The organism is Cohnella thailandensis (assembly GCF_014212135.1).
Taxonomy (GTDB): Bacteria; Bacillota; Bacilli; order Paenibacillales; family Paenibacillaceae; genus Cohnella; species Cohnella thailandensis.
The window spans coordinates 210,729-233,646 of the sequence record NZ_JACJVQ010000002.1 but is presented as its reverse complement, the minus strand read 5'-3'; the positions used below and the strand labels follow the sequence as shown (position 1 = coordinate 233,646).

Here is a 22,918-nt window from a genome sequence, read left to right as displayed (position 1 = left end):
TATCTTCGGCAACCCGATTCTGGTCGTGGAGCAATATTCCAGCTCGATTCGCTATTCGGGCGAGTTCTTCGACGCCGAAGTAGGTTTATACTATCTTCGCGCAAGGTATTACGATCCGTATGTCGGGCGGTTTATTTCGAGGGATAGCTACGAAGGGCAAGCTGACGATCCGATGTCGTTGAACCGATATACCTATACCCATAACAACCCGTTAATCTTCTGGGATCCAACTGGGCATTGGGTTGCTTCGGATAATAATTTAAATGTTGAAGATCAAGCCAAGATTGTTGCATTGACTAGCGCTTACTATAAAGCGACATCCGCGGCAGAGAGAACGGCGATTTCTCAACAAGCTAATGATATCCGTAATGCAGCTAAGGATTCCCGTAAGCTGAATATGTATCCTGAAGATGTTATTACTCCGTTGGTATTCCAAGCGGATACGATCTCATCTGTTGTTAGTACGGCAGTATCTCATCGTGGATATATGACTGAGAAGGAATGGACTCAAGTCACGTCTAGCGTGGGAATTTCAATTACCTCTCAGCAGTCCGTTAATGTAAGCAAGGGCGATACCATGACTAAAACAACAACTACCATCGGAAGAACAAATATCACTGTGACATCTCAAAATGTTGTTACAGCGGTTACGGCGATGGAGTTAAAGTCTAAAGCGTCGTCAAGCATTAGTTTTTCGTATAATTTATCTGCGAATGAAGCGAAGTTTGTTTCTTCAGTAGCTGACCCAAGTATATCTTTAGAACAAACGCTAGTTGTGTTGGACACCTTGCAAAGGAATAATGGAAATATAACCAAAAAGCAACTAGAAGACATTAATGTTAAAGTTTATTCTGGACTTAAATTATTTGGGTTCGATTTGGGTGGCGGTACAATTGATGGCTTAGAAATGGCTTATGATTTTAGCACAAAAGGATATACAGTCGCCGAAGCCGCAATTGAATACCAGCTGCAATATGGTCCGAATATTGGCGAGGTTTTTGGAGTTGCAGCAATGGGAATTGGTGGCGGGGGCCTTCGAGTTTACTCTGGTAAACCGGCCATAAAGAGCAGTACATTAGTTTCCAAAAACTTCAAGAGTGGGACGGTTAACAAAGATAGTAACCCGGGAAGCGCAGGTGAGAATGGGAATCTTGAAGGATCGACGTATGCAGGTGCGGCGGCATCTAGGAATGCTGCTTCAAAGGGGACTGGAAAATCTCTAGTTAAAGATACTGGTAGCATTTCCGAAAACACTGCTAACTTAAGAGCTTGGGCAGAACAAAATGGTTGGGTGAGACAAGATACTGCTGGTGGTGTCGAACAATGGGGAGTAAGGGATGCCAATGGGAAATTTAGTTGGAGATTAAAGTTGAAACCCGAAGTAAGTACAAGGGAAGGGCTAGGAACAGGAAGTAACCAACCCCGTTTCGATGTTAGATTAGACGATAAAGGAACATCAACATCATACATTAATCCGTTTACAGGGGAACGGGGCGGTAAGAGTGTCGGTACTCATATTCCATTAGGGAAGTGAAATCTATGAAAAAGGAAAAACTTTTGGAAATATTGAAAGATCCAACTGCATCAGATGCAGAAAAAGATGACGCAGTAATTGAATTAGGAATCAATTTTCAAGATGCTGAGACAGTGGACATTTTAGTACAATTGTCCAATGACAGTAACTATGATGAGATGATTGTAGCTAGCTGCGGTGAGTATTTAGGTCATATTTGGTTAACAACGAAGCAAATAAATTATGAAAAGTTATCACATCTAAAAGGCATTGCCTTGACAGAGGCTCTTTCCCAAATTAAAGCGCAACGCCCTGATTGGTACGAAACATATATGGAATTGTATCCTCAATCAAAGTAGCTTGAGTCTATTGCCCTAAAGTTCAATTCTTTAGGGCTTTCTTTTTGTTGAGGCTATCCAGTGCCGAATGAACCTATTATTTAACCAACAACACTTATAACTCATGTAATACCCGTAAAAGGATTTCTACATTTCGGTTGTACGCCGCACATTAAATGCTTTAATTATATCACCTAAATAACGCTATTCCGTTATATTGAATAGGTTAATTATGGTCAGATGCCACTATGATTAACCTATTTTTTGTTATCTTCGCTTATTTGCAGTTTGTTGAAATTAATCGAAACTTAGAATATGCCACCCGATAGGCGATGCCGGTTGATGCCATCCACGGAGGAAAATTTTCGAGATCGAGATCACTAATAGTTTGTGCCGCCTGAACAGAGACTACTTGGAGCTCGATATGAGGGCTCGATATGAGGAAAACGACCAGAGAGAGTCATACTATTATGTAACGGGATCGCAAGTGTCACATAGCCGCCGATAGAACAGATTATCTTTTGAAATTTAGCCTCTCATAAACCACCGCCAACCCAACTCAGCAGGAATTCCCCCGCTCCAGTCGAATATATCCACGATTCCCCTTAACATTTACTATGCTTTTCCGCCATATGCCTTTTACACGCCTATATGCCCTTTACACGCTTACATGCCTCTACACGCCAACATGCCTTTGCACGCACTCCCCGCGAAGGAGGATAGCTGCATGTCCGACCGCTTCCGCAAGCTCGCTTCCCGGCTCCGGCTTCGCAAGGTCCGAAGCCGGTTCTTCGTCTCCATGATCCTGCTCTCCTTGTTGCCGCTCTGCCTACTGGGCTACGTCTCCTTCAACATCGCCAAGAACACCCTGACCGAGAACAACGCAAGCACGTTCGCCGGCCACCTTCAGACGTCAAGCGAGGTGGCGGACCTGCTGTTCCGCAACATCATAAACCTAAACCGGTTCATCGTTCTGAACGAAGAGCTGCGAGACGATCTGAGAGACAGCGAGATCAAGAGCAGTCAAGAGCAGAGCGAGATGAACGACCGGACGATCAACCGGCTGCAGCGGATCATCAACAGCAATTCCTTCGATACGAGGTACATGGACTCTCTTTGCCTCTTCGACCTTCACTACCGGACTTACTGTCTGGGGAGGTCGGACGACGCCGGCTATTACGAGGTCGCGGACAAGAAACGGGCGATCGAGAGAACGGAATGGTATAACGCGGCGTTCGAGGACCAAGGGAAGGTCGTTTTTTTCAGCTACAACGTCATCGAGGACAAGCCCGGCACCTTTTCTTCGGTCAAGCTGTTCCGCGATTCCTCCGACCCGAAAGGCGAGCCCATCGGCTTTATCGTCACGAATCTATCGACCTCCATGTTTGAAAGCGTATTCGGCAGCAACGCCGATAACGGAAGTTTTCTAGCGATCGACGCTAGCCGCGCTTATGCGAGAGTCGTCTACCCGGAAGCCGCTGCCATGGAAGCCGCACAAACCCCGGGGTCGCGCGAAGAGCTGCTAAGCAGCCTCCGGAATCAGGGCTATCTGATCAGCGAGTTTCGCAACCGGACGACCGAGTGGAGCTTCGTTCATATCATCAAGGAGAGCCAGCTGCTGAAGGATTCGAACCGGATCGGCACCGCTACGGCTCTGATCGCTTTAGCGATTTTCCTCGTCGCTCTCGTCATTTCCTACATCGTGTCGGGGAGCATCACGCGGCCGCTGCTGCGGTTGAAGAGAATGATGGTCGACTGGAACAAGGGCTCCCGAGAATTCGAAGCCCCCTTCCGGGACGACGAGATCGGCGCGATCGGGGAGACGTTCAAGAGAATGGTTTTGGAAAATGAGGAGTTAGGCGCCAAGCTTACCCATTCGAAGCTGAAGGAACGGGAGGCGGAGCTACGCGCGTTGCAGGCTCAGATCAAGCCGCATTTTCTGTACAATACGCTCGATTCGATCTACCTGATGGCCCGGCTGCGGCAGACGGACAAGGCGGCCACGATGGCGCTCGCGTTATCCGAGAGCTTCAAGCTCAGCCTGAACAAGGGCAAGGAGACGATCCCTCTGTTCATGGAGCTTCAGCATATCGAGCACTACATGACGATCCAGAACATCCGTTACGACGACCGGTTCCGCTTCGAGGTCGACGTCGACCCGGGCATCCTCGGCATGGAGATTCTGAAGCTTATCCTGCAGCCGCTCGTCGAGAACGCGATCTATCACGGCTTGGAGCCGAAGGTGGGCAAAGGAAGCGTTCGGGTGCTGGGCCAAAGGGACGGGGACGCGCTCCTGTTCACGGTGGAGGACGACGGGGTGGGCATGGAGGACGCCGAACGGATGGAGAAAGGGTACGGCCTCCGCAATGTTCGCGAGCGCTTGCTGCTTTACTACGGTGCTTCGAGCGCTTTTCAAATAACGAGCAAGCCGGGGGAAGGGACCCGGATCCGCTTCCGAATCAAGCCATTTCCCGAAGAGGTGAGAGCCCATGCTTAAAGCGTTGCTGTTCGACGACGAGTATATCGTGCTGGAGGCGCTTAGCGGATTAGTCGACTGGAGGGGGATGGGGATCGAGCTCGCGGGAACGGCCGGCGACGGCCTCTCGGCTCTGGCGTTGTTCAAGGAGATTCGTCCCGACATCGTTCTGACCGATATTCGCATGCCGGGCAAGGACGGCCTCCAGCTGATCGAGGAGATTTTGGAGGAAGCCCCGGACACTTGTTGCATCGTGTTCAGCGGGTTCAACGAATTCGAGTACGTGAAGCGGGCCATCCGCCTCGGCGTCGTCGATTACGTGGAGAAGCCGATCACGGAGACGAGCATCGAGCGGGCGCTGCGGCAGGGCTTGCGGCAGATCGGCAAGAGAGAGGAGCTGCGGTCCCTGGAGCGCAGATGGGAAGACAGCCGCAAGGAGCTGCTCGAGAAATCCGTCTGGGAGCTGCTGCAAGGCGGCAAGCAAGCGGTGCCCAAGTGGATGGCGAGCTTCGGGGCGGAAGCCCGGAACGTAACCGGCGTCACGGCGATGGCCTCGAACGATTCCTTCGAGCTGCCGCACAACCCGGCGTATCGCGCCGTCTATCTTCGGAGCGAGCGGGAGACGCTGGCGGTCGTCTTCCACTTCGTCGATCTGCCGTTCGCCTACTGGGACGATTTCGCGAACGAACTCGATTCGGCCGGCATCGCTCTGGGCATCGGCGACACCTATAGCGAGATCGGCGACGTTGTCTTGAGCGGGAACGAAGCCCGGCGAGCGTTGAAGTCGGCCTTGTTCCTCGGAACGAAGGGCGCGGTTTATTCCTGCGAGCTGGACGTTCGCAAGCTGCGGCAGGGGGAGCTGACGGAGCGGGAGGAAGCGATCGTTCTGAGCATGCAGGCTGGCAACAAAGCGCTGCTCATGGAACAGGTGGAGCTGTTCCTCGAGCAGATCCGCTCCGAGAGGGTGGACGCGGAATTCGCCGAGCGAGAGATGCTGAAGCTGATCTACCTGACGACGGAAGCCGCGGCGGAGAACCGAGCGGACTCGGCCGCCAATCCAGCCGCTTTATCCTCCGCATTGCCGCATGTCGAGATTCGGGCCGCGAGCGAGCAAGGAATGCTGTCCGTATGGTTCCGCCGCCAGATGGAGAGCATCGCGGATGCCGGGATGAAGGCGCGCGAGCAGGACAAGCACGCCGCGGTCAAGAAAGCGAGAGATTACATCGAGCGGAACGTCTCCCGGGAGGTCTGCCTCCAGGAGGTGGCCGAGCACGTCGGCCTTAACGCGGCTTATCTGAGCGTGTTGTTCAAGGAAGAGATCGGCGAGACGTTCATCAAATATTTGACCCGGTGCCGGATGGAGCTCGCCAAGACGCTGCTGCGCAAAGGGCTTAAGGTTCAAGAGGTGAGCGAGAGGATCGGCTATTTAACGCACCGCCACTTCATCGAGGTGTTCAAGAAGCATACCGGCGTCACCCCCGGCCAATTCAAGGAGGGGTGAATCCCGCGCCCCGAGCCCGCGCCGGACCGAATCCAAAAAATAAGGAACTCGAATCCAAACGATGTGGCAATGCGAGCTGAATGCGCTTCCAATTACAATGGATACAAAGGGAGCCCGGGCCCTTCACCCAATCCAATCGAATTGTCAGGGGGACCAAACGAATGAGACAGACCCGACCATGGCTAGCCTCGGCGGCAAGCGCCGCCCTGATAGCCGGCCTTCTCGCCGGCTGCGGCGGCAACAACGACTCGAACGAGGAGAATACCGCCTCGCCTTCCGCGAGTACTTCTCCGTCCGCCAGCGAATCTCCATCCGCTAGCGCTTCTCCTTCTGCCTCCGAGAAGCCCAAAGAGAACGTGACGATCACCCTGCTGACAGACAACACGCAGGATGGCGTGGCGGGAGCGAAGGCGCTGATCGAGGCCTTCGAGGCGATCCACCCGAATATCAAGATCGAGCACGAGACGAGGCCGCAGGGCAGCGAGGGCGACAACTTCGTGAAGACCCGGCTCGCTACGGGAGACATGAACGACGTCTTTTTCTACAACTCCGGTTCCTTGATGCAGGCGCTCAATCCCGAGCAGAATCTGATGGACCTGTCGAACGAGCCGTTCGAAGCGAACATCCTGGATTCCTTCAAGCCGACGGTCACGTTCGGCGGCAAGCAATACGGAGCCCCGGTCGGATCGACGATGGGCGGGGGCTGGTTCTACAGCAAGAAGATCTATAGCGACCTCGGCCTGACGGTGCCGAAGACGTGGTCGGAGCTGATGGCGAACAACGACAAGATCAAGGAAGCGGGCCTCACGCCGATCATCGGCTCCTACAAGGAGACGTGGACCTCGCAGCTCATCGTGCTCGCGGATTATTACAACGTCCAAGCGGCGGCGCCTAATTTCGCGGCAGATTACACGGCGAACAAGGCGAAGTACGCGACAACCCCCGCCGCCCTTCGCAGCTTCGAGAAGCTGGAGGAGACGGTCGGCTATTACAACAAGGACTTGCTTGCGACGACTTATGACGCCGGGCTCAAAATGCTCGCGGAGAGCAAGGGAGCCCACTACCCGATGCTGACCTTCGCCGTTCCGGCCATCGTCCAGAACAGTCCGGACCTCATCGACGATATCGGCTTCTTCGCCCAGCCGGGCGACAGCGCGGACAGCAACGGCCTCACGGTGTGGATGCCGGGCGCGGCTTATATCTACAAGAACACGAAGCATGCGGAGGAAGCGAAGCTGTTCGTCAACTTCATCGCTTCGGTCGAAGGAGTGACGGCGCTCTCCAAGGTGTCGAAGCCTTCCGGCCCGTACGTCGTCAAGGGCGCTCAGCTTCCGGACGATACGCCGCAGGTCGTCAAGGATATGCTTCCTTACTACGACAATAACCAGACGGCGCCCGCGCTCGAGTTCCTGTCTCCGATCAAAGGGCCGAGCCTCGAGCAGATCACGGTCGAAGTCGGCTCGGGCAAGCGCAAAGCGGCCTCGGCGGCCGAGCTTTACGACCAGGACGTCAAGAAGCAAGCGCAGCAGCTCGGCCTTGACGGCTGGTAATCGCATCGACCGCCGGTAATCGCGTCGCCCGCTAGCCGCGGGACCCGTCGGCCCTGACGCTTCGGCGCAGGGTCGATCGCTTCGCCGAAACGGGAGGGAGAACGGGATGTCCAAGATCTTCAAGCGCATATACACGTATCAATTCCTGCTGCCTGCAGCGATCGTCTACCTCGTTATTTTTGTCGTGCCGACCGGCTTGTCCTTCTTCTTCAGCCTGACCCGCTGGACGCTGTCCGATTGGGAGCTCATCGGCTTCGACAACTTCGTCACGTTCTTCAAGGAGCCCTCGCTCAGCATCGGGTTCCGGAACACGTTCATCTTCGCCGCCGTCACCTGCTTGGCCAAAGTCGCCGGAGGCCTTCTTCTCGGCGTCTTCCTGACGAGCAAGATTCGTTCCCGCAACTATCTTCGTTCCATCGTCTTTTTCCCGACGCTCGTGAGCACCATCGCCGTCGGCATCGTGTTCAGCATGATGATGCACCCGACGACCGGGCTTCTCAACACGACGCTGGCCTGGCTCGGCTTCGAAGGGCCGGATTGGCTCGGCGATACGCGCATCGCGCTGCTCTCCGTCGCGTTCGTGGACGTCTGGCGGGGAATCGGCTTCGCGACCGTCATCTACATCGCCGGCATTCTGGCCATCCCGGCCGAATATTCCGAAGCGCTTCAGATCGACGGCGGCAACGCCTGGAACAAGTTCTGGAGCATCATCGTGCCGCTCAGCCGTCCCGCGACCAACTCGGTCATTATCCTCAGCTTCATCGGCGGCTTGCGCTCGTTCGACCTGATCTGGGCCATGACGAGAGGGGGCCCCGGCTTCGCCACCGACGTGATCGCCTCCATCATCTATAAGCAGTATCAAGGCGGATTCTACGGACTCGCGACCGCGGGCAACGTTATCCTGTTTATTTTCGTCACCGCGCTCGTGTTCCCGCTGTCCCGCTACCTCAACCGTACGGAGGTGGACCTATGAACCGCCGCTTGAGCCGATGGAGCATCGAAGCGATCGCCGTTCTGGCCAGCGTCGTCATCTTCTGGGTTCCCCTCTACTTCGTCATCCTCACTGCCATGAAAGATCCGCAGGAAGCTTCTTTGATGAACCTGGATTGGCCGTCGAGCTTCCAGCTGTGGAGCAACATCAAGGAGGTCGTCGCCGCCCGGGACTACATGCTGCTCCGCGCGTTCTGGAACAGCTCCCTCATGACCGTTCTGTCTCTCGTTCTCATGATCGTTTTCTGCTCCATGGCCGCCTTCGTGATGCAGAGAAGGAACGACAAGGCTACCCCATGGATCAGCTTCTTCGTCCTGTCGGGGCTCATCATTCCGCCGTCCATCGTGCCGACGATCTGGGTTCTGGACGAGTTGAACCTCTTCAAAACGCTCACCGGAATCGTGCTCGTCGAAGTAGCGCTCGGGATGCCTTTCTGCGTGCTGCTCTATCGGGGCTTCATGGCCACGATCCCCCGGGAGATCGACGAGGCGGCCGTCGTGGACGGGTACGGGGGTTATCGTCTGTTTTTCACGATTATTTTCCCGTTGCTGAAGCCGGTGACCGCGACCGTCGTCGTGACGCAGGCGGTGTTCATCTTCAACGACTTCACGAACCCGCTGTACTTCTTCCCGGGCTCGAAGAACGCGACCGTGCAGCTGACTCTCTATAACTTTACTAGCCAGTTCGTGTCCCAATGGAACCTGCTGTTCACCGACATTCTGCTGATCACGATACCTCCGCTGCTATTGTTTATTTTCTTCAATAAGAGGCTTGTGGCAGGCATGACTTCGGGGTCGGTTAAAGGGTAAAAAAGCCATTCGAACGAGGAGGCACTAGGATGGGCAACTTGCAAGCGACGAATTTAACGTGCGAGTATCGCGCGAACCCTCTCGGGATCGGAGTCCTAAGCCCGAGGCTTAGTTGGCAGCTGGAATCGGACCGGAGAGGCACTCTCCAGCAAGGCTACCGGATTGTCGTCTCGGAAGACGCGGGTGCGCCGGTGACGTCCTTATGGGACACCGGCTATGTGGCGAGCGAGGAGTCCATTCAGATCGAATATGCGGGACCCGAGCTGAATTCTCGTACCCGATACCTTTGGAAGGTAAAGGTATGGGATACGGCAGGCAACGAGTCGGACTGGAGCGGATCGGCTTGGTTCGAGACGACCCTGCTCGGGAAGGAGGAATGGAAGGCGTCGTGGATCACGCCCGCGGCTTCCTTCCTCGCGCCGGAGACGGAAGCGGCCTTCCTGCTGCGGAAGGGCTTCCGCGCGGATCGCCCGATCGCTTCCGCCCGAATCTACGCGACGGCGGCGGGGGCGTACGAGCTGTACGCGAACGGCAACAGGGTTTCGGAGGACGTCCTCGCTCCCGGCTGGACCAGCTACCCGACCCGCCTGCAATACCAAACCTACGACGCGACGGACCTTCTTCGCCAAGGCGACAACGCGATCGGCATTCACCTTGGAGACGGCTGGTATCGAAGCGGAATAGGGTTCGAGGGGAGAAACTTCAAATACGGGGAAAAGAGGGCGGCTCTGCTTCAGCTGCATGTGAGGTATGAGGATGGCGGCGAGGAGATCGTCGTCTCCGACGAGTCGTGGAGCTGCGAGACGAGTCCGGTCGTCTATTCGACGATTTATCACGGCGAAGAGTACGATGCCCGGCTTGAGCAGGAGGGCTGGAGCGAAGCCGGGTTCGAGGACGGAGGCTGGGGGCCGGCCGAAGCGGCCGACCTGCCGATGGATCGGCTGGTGCCGCAGGAGAACTGGCCGACCCGCGTCACCGAGACGATCCGCCCGATTGCCGCGCTCCTGACCCCGGCCGGGGACCGCGTTCTCGACATGGGGCAGAACATGGTCGGGCGCATCCGGATGAGGGTCGAGGCTTCGGCCGGCACCCGGATCGTTCTCCGGCATGCGGAGGTGCTGGATCGGGACGGCAACATTTACTTCGGCAATCTTCGTCCCGCGAGGCAGACCGTCGTCTATACCGCCAAAGGCGAGGGACGGGAGGAGTACGCTCCTCATTTCACGTTTATGGGGTTTCGTTACGTGAAAGTGGAGGGCTATCCGGGCTTGCCCGGCGACGAGCTCCCATTGGATGCCTTCCTCGGAGAGGTGATCCACTCCGACATGGAACCGGCCGGAAGCTTCGAGACGTCCGACGATAGGGTGAACAAGCTCCAGAGCAACATTCGCTGGGGCCAGCGGGGCAACTTCCTCGACGTGCCGACCGACTGCCCGCAGCGGGACGAACGGCTGGGCTGGACGGGGGATGCCCAAGTGTTCATTCGCACGGCGCTGTTCAATTATCACGGCGGCCCGTTCTTCGCGAAGTGGCTGCGGGATTTGAAGGCCGAGCAGCATCCGGACGGAGGGGTGCCGTTCGTCATCCCGGACGTGGCCGGAGGAGCCAGCTCCGCCGCATGGGGGGACGCCGCGGTCATCTGCCCGTGGGAAGTCTATCGCTATTATGGCGACAAGCGGCTGCTGGCCGAGCAGTTCGAGAGCATGAAGGCATGGGTGGACTATATCCGTGCCCAAGGGGACAACGAATACCTGTGGAACACGGGCTTCCACTTCGGGGACTGGCTCGGCCTCGACGCCAAGGAGGGCAGCTATGTCGGCGCGACGCCTCGCGAGCTGATCGCCACGGCTTACTATGCGTATTCCTCCCGTTTGGTCGCCGACGCGGCTCGCGTTCTCGGACGCCCGGAAGAAGAAGCGAAGTACCGGGAGCTGCACGAACGAGTGGTTGGAGCCTACCGGGAGGAGTTCCTGAGCGCAACGGGGCGGGTGGCCTCGCCGACGCAGACGGCCCATGTCCTTACGCTGATGTTCGACTTGGCCGACGAAGCCGTTCGCCCGCGCATCGCGAAGGATCTGAACGACCTTATCGTGGAGAACGGCTACCACCTGACGACCGGTTTTGTCGGAACGCCTTACCTGTGCTTCGTCCTGTCGAATCATGGATACCATCAATCAGCGGTAAAGCTGCTCCTGCAGGAGAGCTATCCGGGCTGGCTCTATTCGGTGGCGATGGGCGCGACGACGATCTGGGAGCATTGGGACAGCCTCAAGCCGGACGGCTCGTTCTGGAGCGACGACATGAACTCGTTTAACCACTACGCCTACGGGGCGATCGGCGACTGGATGTACCGCAAGGTCGCGGGCCTGGACATGGCGGCCGAGGCGCCTGCCTACAAGCGAATCCACATCGAGCCGTTATTCGGCGCCCGAGCTCTTACTTACGCGAAGGCGACGCATCGGTCGCCTTACGGGATCGTCGAATCCGGCTGGACGATTCGCGGCGACGAGATCGAGGTGAACGCCGTCGTTCCGCCGAACGCGTCGGCCGAGATTATCCTGCGCGGAGCGACGGCTGCGGGGCTGACGGAGGGCGGGCTGCCGCTCTCGGAAGCGGAAGGGATTCGTTCCGTAGACGAGCAGGCGGATGGCGTTCGCCTCGTCGTCGGATCGGGCAGCTATACGTTCCGGTACGAGAATGCGGATTTGCTCAGGCAGAAATACACGGAGCATACGGTCGTGCTGGACCTTCTCAGCGACCCGGACGCGAAGGAGCTTCTGCAACGGCACTTGCCGCATCTGTTCGAGGGCGCGCTCATCAACATCGTGAAGTCCTCTTCTCTTAAGCAGCTGTCGGAGAACGGGATGGCACGGGTTCCTCGGGAGACCGTGGATGCTCTTCTGGCCGCGCTGTCGGGATAAACGTAAGAGGCAATCTCGGACCGAAAAAACGAGTCCGGGATTGCCTCTGCTTTATTGAACAATCGTTCCCCGTTTAGTTGAATACGTTACCCAAGTCTTACTAGCTTTTTCAAAAACATCATTTGTCCAATATGATAAGCATTATGGATACACAAATTTGAAACGACATTCCACCACGGAGCATTGAAGTAGGAAGGTATTCTTCTTTCCAGTTTGGACACTTCGCAATTAGCGATAATGTCACGCCATTCGGCAAAGCCATTGCTTAACTGCCGAATGGTTGTACGCCAACTTTCTTCAGTTAACTTCAGGCGATCCAATTCGAAAGTTTCTTCATTGTTTATCTTTCTGCTTTCTATCATGTCCTCGTTAATAAAACGTGATAGCCACATCTCGTTCCAGTAAATGAGGTGGTTCGCGATCTCCCAGATGGAATGGGGATGACCTTCCGTTTTCCAGACTGCCTCAGCAACCGATAGATCATCTAATATCGTTTTAGACGATTTAAACCAACTTTCCTCATCATGACAAGCCGCCAATTGATCGAGCAGAACTTCCTTCGCGCTAGTTATCTTTACCACCTCAAGTCGATTTTTTTACTCAGCATTTAATTAGTTTACAGTTTACATCTACACCTATAAAAAACAAAGACTATATTCAACAACGAGAATTAGAAACGATTATTATTTACAGAATCGATTCTTAGTTATATAATCGATATTATTCTTTGAAAAGGAGGTAATTTACATTGAGTAACAATTCGTTTTCCAAATCGCCAGAAGTCGCCTTTTTTCAGTTAACGCGTAACGACATCTCGGAGGGCCTTCCTCTGCCGCCGGAGCAATACTCAGGGATGTCGGGAGTTCATCAACGTGTATGTCCCATGTGCCAGCAGCCAAATATCATTTTGAAGCATACGATCGTTTGCGGCTGCGGGAGCAAAATCAAAAACAAAAACAAAATCAAATTGCAATAAATTTGTCAGCACTTGAAGAATTGAAGAATACAGGAGCGTTGCCTCGGCAATGCCGTTTTTCCTATAGAAATGAGGTATTCAAATGCAAAACAATCATAGCGTTCCAAAGAATAACGGAGAGTTAATGCTTGGTTTACTTGTCTTTACGCTCATTATCTCTGTTATGAATGCAACCATGTTTAATGTGGTACTTCCTAATATCAGCAAACAGTTTCAGCTTTCTCCTTCGCAAGTGAGTTGGATCATCACTGGCTATATGATCGTATATGCAATCGGCTCGGTAACATACGGGAAATTGACGGACAGGTACAGCTTGAAGAATTTGTTGACGTTCGGTCTGCTATTTTTTGCGGTTGGATCCGTTGTTGGCTTAGTGGCTACTCAATATTGGATGGTCATTGCGGCACGAATTGTACAAGCGGCTGGTGCATCGGTCATTCCGGCGATTGCTATGATCGTGCCGGTTCGTTACTTTTCGCCCGAAAGGCGCGGTCGTGCGTTAGGTACCATTGCAATCGGGTTCGCGCTGGGCTTGGCACTCGGTCCGATCGTTGCTGGTATAGTAAGCAGCGTGTGGAACTGGCGCGTTTTATTTGTTATTTCGCTTTTATCGTTGCTAACGTTGCCGATTTATCGGAGATTTTTGGATGACGCAAAGGGAGCCGCCAGCAAAATGGATTTTATGGGCGGATCGCTTTTGGCGGGCACGGTAGCCATTCTATTGCTTGCTTTGACAAAGGGAAGTAGTTGGCTTGCCTTGGCGGGTGCTTTTTCTATCCTTTTTTTCTTATTACGCATACGCTATGCTTCTGCACCGTTCATAAATCCGGTATTATTTCGAAACAAACCATTTTCATTCGGCTTAATTATTACTTTTGTAATGATCGGAATCAGTTTTGCTTTCCCATTCCTTACCCCTCAGTTGCTTTCTTCCGCGAACCATTTGTCACCGGTATTCATAGGAATAGTTATGTTGCCTTCCTCTTTAATTGCCGCATTTTTGGGTAGGCGCGGCGGCAAATTAGCGGATGAAAAGGGAAATCCGTTCCTTGTGTATACAGCAGCGGCACTGCTTATAATCGGTTTCATCTGTATGTCTTCAGTCGTAGGCATGTCACCGGTCTTTATTGCGATCTTTCTTATTTTCGGTGTCCTTGGACAATCGTTCATGCAAATTGCGATGTCGAACACCGTTTCACGAACGCTATCAAAAGAGCATATAGGAGTGGGAATGGGATTGTTCTCCATGATCACTTTTATTTCAACGGCCGCATCAACAGCTGCTATCGGCAAGATACTGGATTCTGGTATATCGACCGTTCGCTTGAATCCAATTCCGCAAAAAAGCACTACTTTCGTATATAGCAACATCTTTCTCGTACTTGCCATTCTGGTCATTGTGATGGCTGCAGTTTACTCTGTACAATTTGGACGTGGTGCAAAAACGGCTAGGGACGAAAAAATGGAAAGCGAACCGGTTACGTAATGAGTCAGACAGACCTGTTCAAGGCCCCCCAGAGGGTCAGCGTCAAACGCCAAAAAGCCGAGTGGAGCTTCGTCTCTACTCGGTCTTTTTTTCTTTTTACTCTATAATAGTTAGTAATTTACAATGAGATAAAACCGGAAACCAAAGGAGGACCCTCTGTGCAAAAAAAGCCGATTCAACGCCCTTCCATTTCCTACGTCGTATCTCCTCCGCTGCCGGACGACTAAGAGGGAATCGAATTTCTTTTCCGGGAATATAGAAGGCCGTTCCGGGTCGAACTGACAGGGTTGGAGATCGTGTTCCGAATGGACTAGAGGAGGAGGAGAAAAGGATGTACGAATGGTTGACGGAAGGAGAGCCGGAGTTCCGGAAGAGCGGGAGAGGGCCAGCGCCCGGACTCGATAGAGTTCGGTTAGAACGGAAAAGCCTCGATTCGATCGATTTCTTGAGCGCCTCGGCCGTCTTCTTCATTGCTGGCAGCGCGATCCAAGAGGAGGTCATGCTGGTGAACTTGCTTATTCGCAAGCCGAGCACCCGGAAGATGGTGATGGAGGAGATCGCGCCTCATTTTGAAGACGTCAAGCAAATCTATGTCGACGGTCAAGAGGAATCCGTTAATCTGCTCAACCTGAGAAACCGTTCGAAAGAGCTGTTCCTGAGGAATCAATCTCCGATGATGGCACTGGCTAAGGACCTCTATCGGGTGAAGGATATAAGCATGTGGCGGCACGCGGGGCGAAGGGAATTGAAGACTTACACCATCATTCCGGAAAAGCTTCAGAAAGCGAATATCCCCGATGGAGACGAACTGAGACTATTGGTAACGGAAGAGTACTTGGAGCCAAAGGAACTGCTTGCTTTCGTCCCGACGGGATGGACGTTCGCGGACGAGCTCCGAAACTCCCTGTTTCTCCGGTATTTCTCGGCGTTCGTTCCGCGAGTCTACCTTGTCGTCGACAGCAACCGCAACGAAGTCGTACTGGTCGAACTAACTTCATGATAGAATAGACGCAGAATATCGCCGACTTAGTAAACGCCCTATAGAATGGGAGCTCCCGACATGTCCTCGCTGATCGACACCCTGACGTCTTTGACAGAAGACGATATCAAACGTTATCTGCACGATTACCGCTCCCTCGGCCCGCTGCCGGGGATTGCGCTGACCTTCCTGAAGTCGTTCATTCCGCCGTTGCCTACGATCGTCATCGTCGGCGTGAACGCCGCGGTGTACGGCCTTTGGCAGGGATTCTTCTACTCCTGGCTCGGAATGATCCTGGGCTGCCTGACGACCTTCCTGATCTTCCGCAAGCTGGGGAGTCATCCTTACGCCCTGAAGTGGGCGAGCAAATCCAGCGTGCGCAAAGCGATGGTCTGGATCAGGCGCAACGCGTTCAGCTACGTGTTCCTGCTCAGCCTGTTCCCGGTGGGGCCGTTCGTCATCATCAATATCGCCGCGGCTTTGGCCCGAATGCCGCTTCGTTCTTTTCTTATCGCCATTCTGTTCGGCAAGGCCGTGATGGTCCTGTCGGTCTCCTATATCGGTTACGATCTGCACCGATTCGTCGAGGAACCGATTCGGCTGCTCTATGTATTGATCTTTGTGGCCCTTTCCTTCTTCCTTAGCAAAAAACTGGAGTCTGCCTTCACCCGTCCGGAAGCACACGAAGAGCCGCCGGGGGACCCGGCGGCTCGGTAGGAGCGCTTAAGCTTAGACGAGCTCGTTGCGAGCTTTAAGTTTACGGTACAGGATCACGCAGAACGCCGAGCAGAGCAGCGCCATGATCGCGATGAAGCCGTATCCGGCCTGAAGGCCCAGGATGCGGCTTTGTTCTGCTCCTTCTCCGGAGGAGAACAAGGCGCGCGTCCAATCGATGATCGCCCCGATAAGCAGGTTGCCGACGACGCTGCCGACCCCCATCAAGGTGACGGTGAACGTAATCGCCGTATCGGTTCCTTGCGGGTATCTCTTGGCGAGCACGGCCATCACCGTCGGATAGATCGGTGCGATGCCGACGCCGGCGAGGGCGAACAGGATGGCTCCGCCTTCCCCGACCCCGATGGCGACCAGGCTGCACACGCCCGAGAACGCGCTGAATATCAGCACGGACAGCGTGTACCCGATCCGATCGGTGACAGGACCGAGGAAGAGACGGGAGAGCATGAAGAACAGGAAGAACAGCGAGAGCATGCCGGACGCCGATTCGTTCGTCCACCCGTAGGCCTTCTCCAGATAGTTGACGAGCCAGCTTCCGACCGCCATCTCCGAGACGACTCCGCACGACAGGACGAGGACGATCAGCCAGGCGATCGGATCCTTCGCGATTTTTCGCATGGGCAGATGCTCCGTACTCTCCTGCGCCCGCTGTTCGTCCGGGAACCGTCCGAGCAGCGAGGGGATGATCGGCAGCAGGGACAACGCCAGCATCGCGAGGTACATCCCTCTCCAGCCGAACTCTCCGCCGAACAGGTGCCAGCCCATCATGGAGGCGGCGATAATGGGCGCTACCGTGGAGCTAAGCCCATAGAAGAAATGGGATAGATTCATCATCGTTCCCGTGTTGCGGGTGAAGATTCTTGCGGCCATGATGGCGAGCCCGATCTCCAGCATGCCGTTGCCGATGTACATGAGGAAGTAAGAGGCCGAGAGCGTCGCATAATTGACGGATAAGTACATGAGAATGCCCGAAATGAACATCGATCCGAAAGCGGCGATGCCGGTCCACTTGATGCCGATCTTGCGCGTGAGCAGTCCGGTGAAGGAGCAGGCGATCAGGTACCCGAGCGAGTTCAGGGACAGGAGCAAGCCGAGCTGGAATTCGTCCAAGCCGAATTCGGCTTGCATGCGCGGAATCGCGGGACCTTTGACGTTCTCGGAGAAGCCGAAGACGAGGAAGCCGCCGAAGACGACCGCGAGCAGCAGAGCGTAGTTAAAGGAGAAAGAGCGTTTCTCCGAGGGAGTTTGAGCGTGTTGCAGTTCCAAAGTCGTATCCTCCGTGTTGCCGTTATATGAACCGATTTTCCTCATCGTATCATAGGACGCAAGCCGTAGGATACGGCAAACGGCGTTAATTCTTTATTCGATCTTGGTGTCGTTCGCTTGACAGCCCATAATGCAGCTTGCCTATTTCCCGAATGCTCGATTATTGTATAATAAGTTATTAAGCCATTTCCGCACCATCGGACGGAGGATTAAGGGGATGACCGCCGTTAGGCCCTATCTGAGTTTGATTCAGAGAGCGGGAGCAAGCGTGGGGGTCTCGTTCCGAGAGATCGAAGCGGGTCAGATCTACTCTGCTTCTTATGAAGACAAGCAGTTCGCGATGTACAATGTCGATCTCGGACTAAACGACAGTTCGTCGTTTCTTATAGCCAAGAGCAAAGCCTCGACCCATTCCGTTCTCGCCTCCGCCGGAATTCCTTCCGTCGAGCATCGGTTTCTGCTGAACCCGAATTCGAAATATTCGTCGGAGGATGCGTTCCGTAAGGCGGAAAGGCTGTTCGAGCAATATGGTTCGGATGCCGTCGTTAAACGGGATGACGGAGCGCAAGGAGAGAACGTGTTCCGGGTAACGAGCCTAGGGGAACTGCGGGAACGACTGGCGCGGCTATTCTCCCTCGAGCTGAACGCCGCGATCTCGCCCTATCGGTCATCCGAATTGGAATATCGCGTCGTGGTGCTGAACGACGAAGTCCGGCTTGCGTTCTCCAAGAGCAGGACAAGCTCCTGGAAGCACAACCTGTCCGGCGGCGCTTCCGTCGGCGGGATCGAACCGTCTCTGGAAGACGCGTTGTTCAAGCTGGCTGCCGACGCCGCGAACGCGGTCGGCCTCGCCTTCTGCAGCGTCGATATCTTGAATACGTCCGAAGGGCTTCAAGTTCTAGAGGTAAACGGCACGGTTTTCCTTAGCGAGTTTATCAAGGGGAATGCCGAGCGGGAGAAGCGGGCGTTCCGGCTCTTCCAGGATGCGTTCCGAACGAAATTTCGAATGCGCGATTAAAATCTGCCAAGAGAGAGGTTAGTTTCCACTATGTCGAACGATAAAGCCGTTCTGCTCATTTCCTGTACCGACAAGCCGGGGATCGTGGCCGCCGTATCCACGTATCTGTACGAGAAGGGCGCCAATATTATTTCTTCCGACCAATACAGCACCAATTATCAGGAAGGCTTGTTCTTTATGCGGGTCGAGTTCTCGATTCCGAACCTGGACCGGCACTTCCCGGCGATAGAAGAGGATTTCCGGCCGATCGCGAACAAATACGAGATGAAGTGGAACCTGTTCCTTAACTCGAAGAAGAAGCGGGTCGCGATTTTTGTCTCGAAAGAAGATCATTGCCTGGTCGAGCTGCTCTGGCAGTGGAAGGCCGGCGACTTCGAATGCGACATCGTCATGGTCGTCAGCAACCACGAGGACCTTCGCGCCACCGCGACCGGCTTCGGGCTTCCGTTCTACCACTTCCCGGTGACGAAGGAGAACAAGCCGGAGGTCGAGAAGCGGCACATCGAGCTGCTTAAGGAGCATAATATCGACGTCATCGTGCTCGCCAAGTACATGCAGATCGTCTCTCCGGGCTTCATCGAGCCGTTCCGCAATAAGATCATCAACATCCATCACTCCTTCCTGCCGGCGTTCGTCGGCGCGAAGCCGTACGACCGCGCGTACGAGCGCGGGGTGAAGATCATCGGCGCGACCGCGCACTTCGTCACGGAGGAGCTGGACGCCGGCCCGATCATCGAGCAGGATATCATTCGCGTCAGCCACGATTATTCCGCTGCGGAGCTCAAGAGAGTCGGCCGCATGGTGGAGAGATCGGTTATCGCCCGCGCGCTCCAATGGTACCTTCAGAACCGCGTCATTATTTTCGATAACAAGACCGTCGTCTTCAAATAAGGACAAGCGCCTCTCCTTGTGGGGAGGTGCTCTCCGGCATTATAATGAGAATGGAATCGCTTCCAAAAAGCGGTTAGAGAGGGGTGTATCGCCAGGTGGAGCTCGTTATTTCGCCTACTGCGGTTTCCTGCTTCAAGAACGACTGGGGTTACAACAATGGCGACCAAGTGCGCATCTTCGTTCGGTACGTGAGCGGAGGAACGGAGCCGTACGGGTTCGGCATCATGAAGGACGATCCGATGGACCCGGCAGCCGTGGTCGAAGCCGATCGAGTCACTTTCTACATGGAGAACAAAGACGTCTGGTTCCTGGAATCGAAGCAGCTCAAGATCGATTGCCTGAACGGGGATATCGTGTTTCTGGTCGGAGATGCCTGACAGTCCATATATGAGATATGCATTCAGAGGGTTCAGCCTTGGCTCTGCGCGACGATGTCGGTGGGGCGATGGGCATGGACCCTTGTTATTTGTTCGCACATATAGTCCGCGGAGTATTTGAAGTCCGATTGAATCCAATACTTGACCGTGCCGATCATCGCGTGGATCTGATAGCTCATGGTCATCTCGTCGTCGATGGCGAGCGTGGGATCCTTGCGGTAGAAGTGGTAACGTCCCCGGAACAGCTCGAAATACATCTGCTCTAACCGTTCGTAGAGAGAATCGCTTCGGCGAATGGAGTGCAGCGCTTTGAACAGCTTTTTGTTCCTCTCGACATGCTCGAAGGAAAGACGGGTCGTGGGGGCAACCTCGTCGAGGTTGATGGACCGGACATGCCGGAAGGTCGATTCGACCGCGCTGCGGAAGCCGCCGATAGCGTCCCGGAACAGCTCCTCGAGCAATTCGTTCTTATCCTTGTAGTGGAAGTAGAACGTGCTGCGGTTATAATCCGCCCGCCCGGCGATCTCGGATACGGTAATCGAATCCGCGTCGTTGCCCTCGAGAAGCAGATCGATAAGGGCGGCTTTCAGGTCGTTCGTGGATTGCATTCGTTTGCGAAGCTGCCTTGAAGGGTTAGCCATCGATATCACGTCCTCTGCATGAATTGAGCGGAATTCCAACACTTTCGGGCGATTTGTCGGACGTCCGACACATTCGGCCGCGCTGATGATTGTAATCGTTTCCCTCTATTCCTATTATAAATTTGTCGAGTTTGGTTTCTCAACCATAGCGACCAGCCATTTGGGGAAAAGGAGACGTTGGCGATGTCCAGATTAAGCGGCAAGGTTGTTGTCATTACGGGAGCGGCGAGAGGCATGGGAGCGGCTCATGTGCGGAGATTCGTTGCCGAAGGCGCTAAGGTCGTCTTCACCGATATATTGGAAGAGGAAGGCCGCAAGCTTCAAGCGGAGCTAGGGGCGAACTCGTTGTTCATCCAGCATAACGTAACGAACGAGAGCGAGTGGAAGGCGGTCATCGAACAGGCGGAAGCGGCGTTCGGGCCGGTCGACGTTCTCGTCAATAACGCGGGAATCGACCTGCCTCCGGCGGATCTGGACGCGGTGCCGGTCGAGCAGTACCGGAAGGTGATCGACGTCAACCAGCTGTCCGTGTTCCTGGGCATGCGCTATGTCGTGCCTTCCATGAAGAAGGCGGGAGGCGGCTCCATCGTCAACGTCTCTTCGCTTGCCGGAATCGTCGGCGCTTATAAGAAGATCGCCTACACCGCGTCCAAATTCGCCGTACGGGGCATGACCAAGGCGGCCGCGCTTGAACTGGGCGAATTCGGCATCCGCGTGAATTCCGTGCATCCGGGCTTCATTCGCACGCCGATGACCGAAGCGCTCATCAATCCGGAGCTGGAAGCGAGCTTCCCGATCCGCCGCGTGGGCCAGCCGGAGGAAGTCACGAACCTGGTGCTGTACCTGGCTTCGGACGAGTCCAGCTATTCGACCGGCTCCGAGTTCGTGATCGACGGCGGCCTGGGCGCTCAATAAGAGGCTTAACATAAGCAGGCGTTGCCTCCCGTTTGAAGGGGCGATGCCTGCTTCTTGTTTGCGGAGATCGCCGAGCGAATTAATCCCGATGCTGCTTCTCCATCATCGCAAGAGCCTTCTGCGGATCTTCCTTCAAAGCCAGCCTGTACTCCAGCATCCAGTCAAGGGTTTCGAGCATCTGATCGTATTCTTCCTTCTTGCGTTCGATCTCCCTTATCTTCGAGCGTATCCATTCGATGATCTCGTCATTGGTGCGCGTCCCGGAATCGTGATCCTGCAGCACTTCCTTTAATTCCGCAAGCGAGCAGCCGATGCCTTGGAATTTCTTGACGAGCTTCAAGCGCTCGAACGCTTCTTCGGAATAGGCGCGATAGTTGTTGTCTTCTCTTCGGACATGCCGGCTGTCCAACAGGCCTTCCTTCTCATAGTAACGGATCGTATGAACGCTTAAGCCCGTTCGGTCCGCTAACTCCTGAATTTTCATCCGAATCTCTCCCCGAAAAAAAGACTTGCCTTAGAGTTCACTCTATAGTTTAAGCTCGAATTGTTCAAGCAAACAACACTATTTAAGGAGGAACTCATTATGCGCGTTTTTGTAACAGGAGCGACAGGCTACGTCGGCACCGCCGTCGTTCGCGAGCTTATCGATGCCGGCCATCGGGTCGTAGGCCTTGCCCGTTCGGATAAAGGCGCTGCCGCTCTAATGGAAGCGGGAGCCGAGGCGATCCGCGGAGCCGTCGAAGACCTCGACATCCTTCGCGGGGCCGCCGCCGATGCGGATGGCGTCATTCACTTGGCGTTCACGCCCGACTTCTCGAAATTCGCGGAAGCGCAAGAAACCGACCTGCTCGCCATCCAGGCGATGGGGGCCGCGCTCGAAGGCACGGGCAAGCCTCTTGCGATCACCGTCCACGTTGGCGGGGAGTCTTCGATCAACGAAGCCGTCGTGCTCGCCGGCCGCGGAGTACGGACGTCGATCGTGGCGCTGTCTCCGTCCGTGCATGGAGAGGGCGACAAAGCCTTCGTGCCGAGACTGATCCATATTGCCCGAGCGAAGGGCTTCTCGGCTTATGTGGGAGACGGGACCAATCGTTGGCCGGCCGTGCACCGGTTCGATGCCGCCAACCTCTACCGGCTCGCCCTGGAGAAGGCGCCGGCCGGATCGATGTTGTACGGGCGCGCCGAAGAAGGAGTGGCTTTCCGCGACATCGCCGAGGTTATCGGCCGGTACCTGAACGTGCCGACGGTCAGCCTATCGCGCGAAGAAGCGGAAGCCCACTTCGGGATGGACGTCCCCATCGCGGGTCTCGACATTCCGAGCCTTATGCCGGGGTCGGGGGAGCGAACGAAGGAATTGTTGGGCTGGAATCCGGTGCATTCCGGGCTGATCGAGGATCTTGAGCAGGGGCACTATTTTAACGAATAACCGAAAGAATGTCATTCCTAAACAACGGCAGTTCCGGACGATTCGGGTCCGGTGCTGCCGTTTTCTTATCCATGAAGGCATTGGAATGAGGAACGCCTAACGCGCATAA

The 22,918-nt window shown here is 54.9% G+C and carries 20 protein-coding genes; 16 read left to right on the top strand and 4 right to left on the bottom strand.

Annotated elements, in window-relative coordinates; translation table 11 throughout:
• Position 1 precedes the first annotated feature (1 nt).
• The 8 genes from H7B67_RS01675 to H7B67_RS01640 all read left to right on the top strand — a co-directional run bounded on the left by H7B67_RS01675 (position 2) and on the right by H7B67_RS01640 (position 12,099).
• Positions 2–1,534, top strand: a complete 1,533-nt coding sequence (locus H7B67_RS01675) for an RHS repeat-associated core domain-containing protein (RefSeq protein ID WP_343069194.1) — start codon at positions 2–4, stop codon at positions 1,532–1,534.
• Positions 1,535–1,539: 5 nt separating this feature from the next.
• Positions 1,540–1,872, top strand: a complete 333-nt coding sequence (locus tag H7B67_RS01670) for a hypothetical protein (RefSeq protein ID WP_185118062.1) — start codon at positions 1,540–1,542, stop codon at positions 1,870–1,872.
• Positions 1,873–2,578: 706 nt separating this feature from the next.
• On the top strand, positions 2,579–4,348 hold the full coding sequence (locus H7B67_RS01665; protein ID WP_185118061.1) for a sensor histidine kinase: 1,770 nt from the start codon (positions 2,579–2,581) through the stop codon (positions 4,346–4,348).
• Complete coding sequence (locus H7B67_RS01660) at positions 4,341–5,828, top strand: response regulator transcription factor (RefSeq protein ID WP_185118060.1); 1,488 nt, start codon at positions 4,341–4,343, stop codon at positions 5,826–5,828. Before H7B67_RS01665 ends, H7B67_RS01660 begins: the two co-directional genes overlap by 8 nt.
• A gap of 161 nt (positions 5,829–5,989) precedes the next feature.
• Positions 5,990–7,378: an ABC transporter substrate-binding protein gene (locus tag H7B67_RS01655; protein WP_185118059.1), complete on the top strand. Its 1,389-nt coding sequence runs from the start codon at positions 5,990–5,992 to the stop codon at positions 7,376–7,378.
• Positions 7,379–7,484: 106 nt separating this feature from the next.
• Positions 7,485–8,351, top strand: a complete 867-nt coding sequence (locus tag H7B67_RS01650) for a carbohydrate ABC transporter permease (RefSeq protein WP_185118058.1) — start codon at positions 7,485–7,487, stop codon at positions 8,349–8,351.
• Positions 8,348–9,178, top strand: coding sequence for a carbohydrate ABC transporter permease (locus H7B67_RS01645; protein ID WP_185118057.1), 831 nt, complete (start codon positions 8,348–8,350; stop codon positions 9,176–9,178). Before H7B67_RS01650 ends, H7B67_RS01645 begins: the two co-directional genes overlap by 4 nt.
• A gap of 29 nt (positions 9,179–9,207) precedes the next feature.
• Complete coding sequence (locus tag H7B67_RS01640; RefSeq protein WP_185118056.1) at positions 9,208–12,099, top strand: alpha-L-rhamnosidase; 2,892 nt, start codon at positions 9,208–9,210, stop codon at positions 12,097–12,099.
• An 86-nt stretch (positions 12,100–12,185) separates the two neighbouring features.
• Here H7B67_RS01640 and H7B67_RS01635 read toward each other — a convergent pair whose 3' ends face one another.
• Entirely contained in the window at positions 12,186–12,680 is a 495-nt protein-coding gene (locus H7B67_RS01635) for a DinB family protein (protein WP_185118055.1), read from the bottom strand.
• A gap of 477 nt (positions 12,681–13,157) precedes the next feature.
• Here H7B67_RS01635 and H7B67_RS01630 point away from each other — a divergent pair, with 477 nt between their 5' ends.
• The 3 genes from H7B67_RS01630 (at position 13,158) to H7B67_RS01620 (ending at position 16,257) form a co-directional block, all read left to right on the top strand.
• Complete coding sequence (locus tag H7B67_RS01630; RefSeq protein WP_185118054.1) at positions 13,158–14,561, top strand: MFS transporter; 1,404 nt, start codon at positions 13,158–13,160, stop codon at positions 14,559–14,561.
• 331 nt (positions 14,562–14,892) lie between these two features.
• Positions 14,893–15,561 carry a hypothetical protein gene (locus tag H7B67_RS01625; protein ID WP_185118053.1) on the top strand — a complete coding sequence of 223 codons (669 nt, stop codon included), beginning with the start codon at positions 14,893–14,895 and terminating at the stop codon, positions 15,559–15,561.
• Positions 15,562–15,621: 60 nt separating this feature from the next.
• Positions 15,622–16,257 (top strand): TVP38/TMEM64 family protein, encoded by a 636-nt coding sequence (locus H7B67_RS01620; RefSeq protein ID WP_245363764.1) that lies wholly within the window; start codon positions 15,622–15,624, stop codon positions 16,255–16,257.
• A gap of 12 nt (positions 16,258–16,269) precedes the next feature.
• On the opposite strand, the gene H7B67_RS01615 is transcribed toward H7B67_RS01620, so the two are convergent.
• Positions 16,270–17,535 (bottom strand): MFS transporter, encoded by a 1,266-nt coding sequence (locus H7B67_RS01615; protein WP_245363803.1) that lies wholly within the window; start codon positions 17,533–17,535, stop codon positions 16,270–16,272.
• Positions 17,536–17,758: 223 nt separating this feature from the next.
• On the opposite strand from H7B67_RS01615, the gene H7B67_RS01610 reads away from it, so the two are divergent.
• The 3 genes from H7B67_RS01610 (at position 17,759) to H7B67_RS01600 (ending at position 19,827) form a co-directional block, all read left to right on the top strand.
• Positions 17,759–18,559: an ATP-grasp domain-containing protein gene (locus H7B67_RS01610; RefSeq protein ID WP_185118050.1), complete on the top strand. Its 801-nt coding sequence runs from the start codon at positions 17,759–17,761 to the stop codon at positions 18,557–18,559.
• A 30-nt stretch (positions 18,560–18,589) separates the two neighbouring features.
• Entirely contained in the window at positions 18,590–19,450 is an 861-nt protein-coding gene (gene purU, locus H7B67_RS01605) for a formyltetrahydrofolate deformylase (RefSeq protein WP_185118049.1), read from the top strand.
• A 95-nt stretch (positions 19,451–19,545) separates the two neighbouring features.
• Positions 19,546–19,827 carry a HesB/YadR/YfhF family protein gene (locus tag H7B67_RS01600; RefSeq protein ID WP_185118048.1) on the top strand — a complete coding sequence of 94 codons (282 nt, stop codon included), beginning with the start codon at positions 19,546–19,548 and terminating at the stop codon, positions 19,825–19,827.
• A gap of 32 nt (positions 19,828–19,859) precedes the next feature.
• Here H7B67_RS01600 and H7B67_RS01595 read toward each other — a convergent pair whose 3' ends face one another.
• The gene (locus tag H7B67_RS01595) at positions 19,860–20,468 is read right to left on the bottom strand and encodes a TetR/AcrR family transcriptional regulator (RefSeq protein WP_185118047.1); all 609 of its coding nucleotides are present in this window, start codon (positions 20,466–20,468) and stop codon (positions 19,860–19,862) included.
• Positions 20,469–20,651: 183 nt separating this feature from the next.
• Here H7B67_RS01595 and H7B67_RS01590 point away from each other — a divergent pair, with 183 nt between their 5' ends.
• Positions 20,652–21,383 carry a glucose 1-dehydrogenase gene (locus H7B67_RS01590; RefSeq protein ID WP_185118046.1) on the top strand — a complete coding sequence of 244 codons (732 nt, stop codon included), beginning with the start codon at positions 20,652–20,654 and terminating at the stop codon, positions 21,381–21,383.
• A gap of 79 nt (positions 21,384–21,462) precedes the next feature.
• Here the strand turns inward: H7B67_RS01590 and H7B67_RS01585 are convergent, their stop codons facing one another.
• Entirely contained in the window at positions 21,463–21,867 is a 405-nt protein-coding gene (locus tag H7B67_RS01585; protein ID WP_185118045.1) for a MerR family transcriptional regulator, read from the bottom strand.
• A 99-nt stretch (positions 21,868–21,966) separates the two neighbouring features.
• On the opposite strand from H7B67_RS01585, the gene H7B67_RS01580 reads away from it, so the two are divergent.
• On the top strand, positions 21,967–22,809 hold the full coding sequence (locus H7B67_RS01580) for an SDR family oxidoreductase (protein WP_185118044.1): 843 nt from the start codon (positions 21,967–21,969) through the stop codon (positions 22,807–22,809).
• Positions 22,810–22,918: the final 109 nt, after the last annotated feature.

Coding starts and splice junctions, on each gene's coding strand:
- purU (WP_185118049.1), top strand. CDS start 18,590: ATGTCGAACGATAAAGCCGTTCTGCTCATTTCCTGTACCGACAAGCCG.
- H7B67_RS01590 (WP_185118046.1), top strand. CDS start 20,652: ATGTCCAGATTAAGCGGCAAGGTTGTTGTCATTACGGGAGCGGCGAGA.
- H7B67_RS01645 (WP_185118057.1), top strand. CDS start 8,348: ATGAACCGCCGCTTGAGCCGATGGAGCATCGAAGCGATCGCCGTTCTG.
- H7B67_RS01620 (WP_245363764.1), top strand. CDS start 15,622: ATGTCCTCGCTGATCGACACCCTGACGTCTTTGACAGAAGACGATATC.
- H7B67_RS01625 (WP_185118053.1), top strand. CDS start 14,893: ATGTACGAATGGTTGACGGAAGGAGAGCCGGAGTTCCGGAAGAGCGGG.
- H7B67_RS01585 (WP_185118045.1), bottom strand. CDS start 21,867: ATGAAAATTCAGGAGTTAGCGGACCGAACGGGCTTAAGCGTTCATACG.
- H7B67_RS01595 (WP_185118047.1), bottom strand. CDS start 20,468: ATGGCTAACCCTTCAAGGCAGCTTCGCAAACGAATGCAATCCACGAAC.
- H7B67_RS01650 (WP_185118058.1), top strand. CDS start 7,485: ATGTCCAAGATCTTCAAGCGCATATACACGTATCAATTCCTGCTGCCT.
- H7B67_RS01665 (WP_185118061.1), top strand. CDS start 2,579: ATGTCCGACCGCTTCCGCAAGCTCGCTTCCCGGCTCCGGCTTCGCAAG.
- H7B67_RS01670 (WP_185118062.1), top strand. CDS start 1,540: ATGAAAAAGGAAAAACTTTTGGAAATATTGAAAGATCCAACTGCATCA.
- H7B67_RS01660 (WP_185118060.1), top strand. CDS start 4,341: ATGCTTAAAGCGTTGCTGTTCGACGACGAGTATATCGTGCTGGAGGCG.
- H7B67_RS01630 (WP_185118054.1), top strand. CDS start 13,158: ATGCAAAACAATCATAGCGTTCCAAAGAATAACGGAGAGTTAATGCTT.
- H7B67_RS01655 (WP_185118059.1), top strand. CDS start 5,990: ATGAGACAGACCCGACCATGGCTAGCCTCGGCGGCAAGCGCCGCCCTG.
- H7B67_RS01580 (WP_185118044.1), top strand. CDS start 21,967: ATGCGCGTTTTTGTAACAGGAGCGACAGGCTACGTCGGCACCGCCGTC.
- H7B67_RS01610 (WP_185118050.1), top strand. CDS start 17,759: ATGACCGCCGTTAGGCCCTATCTGAGTTTGATTCAGAGAGCGGGAGCA.
- H7B67_RS01640 (WP_185118056.1), top strand. CDS start 9,208: ATGGGCAACTTGCAAGCGACGAATTTAACGTGCGAGTATCGCGCGAAC.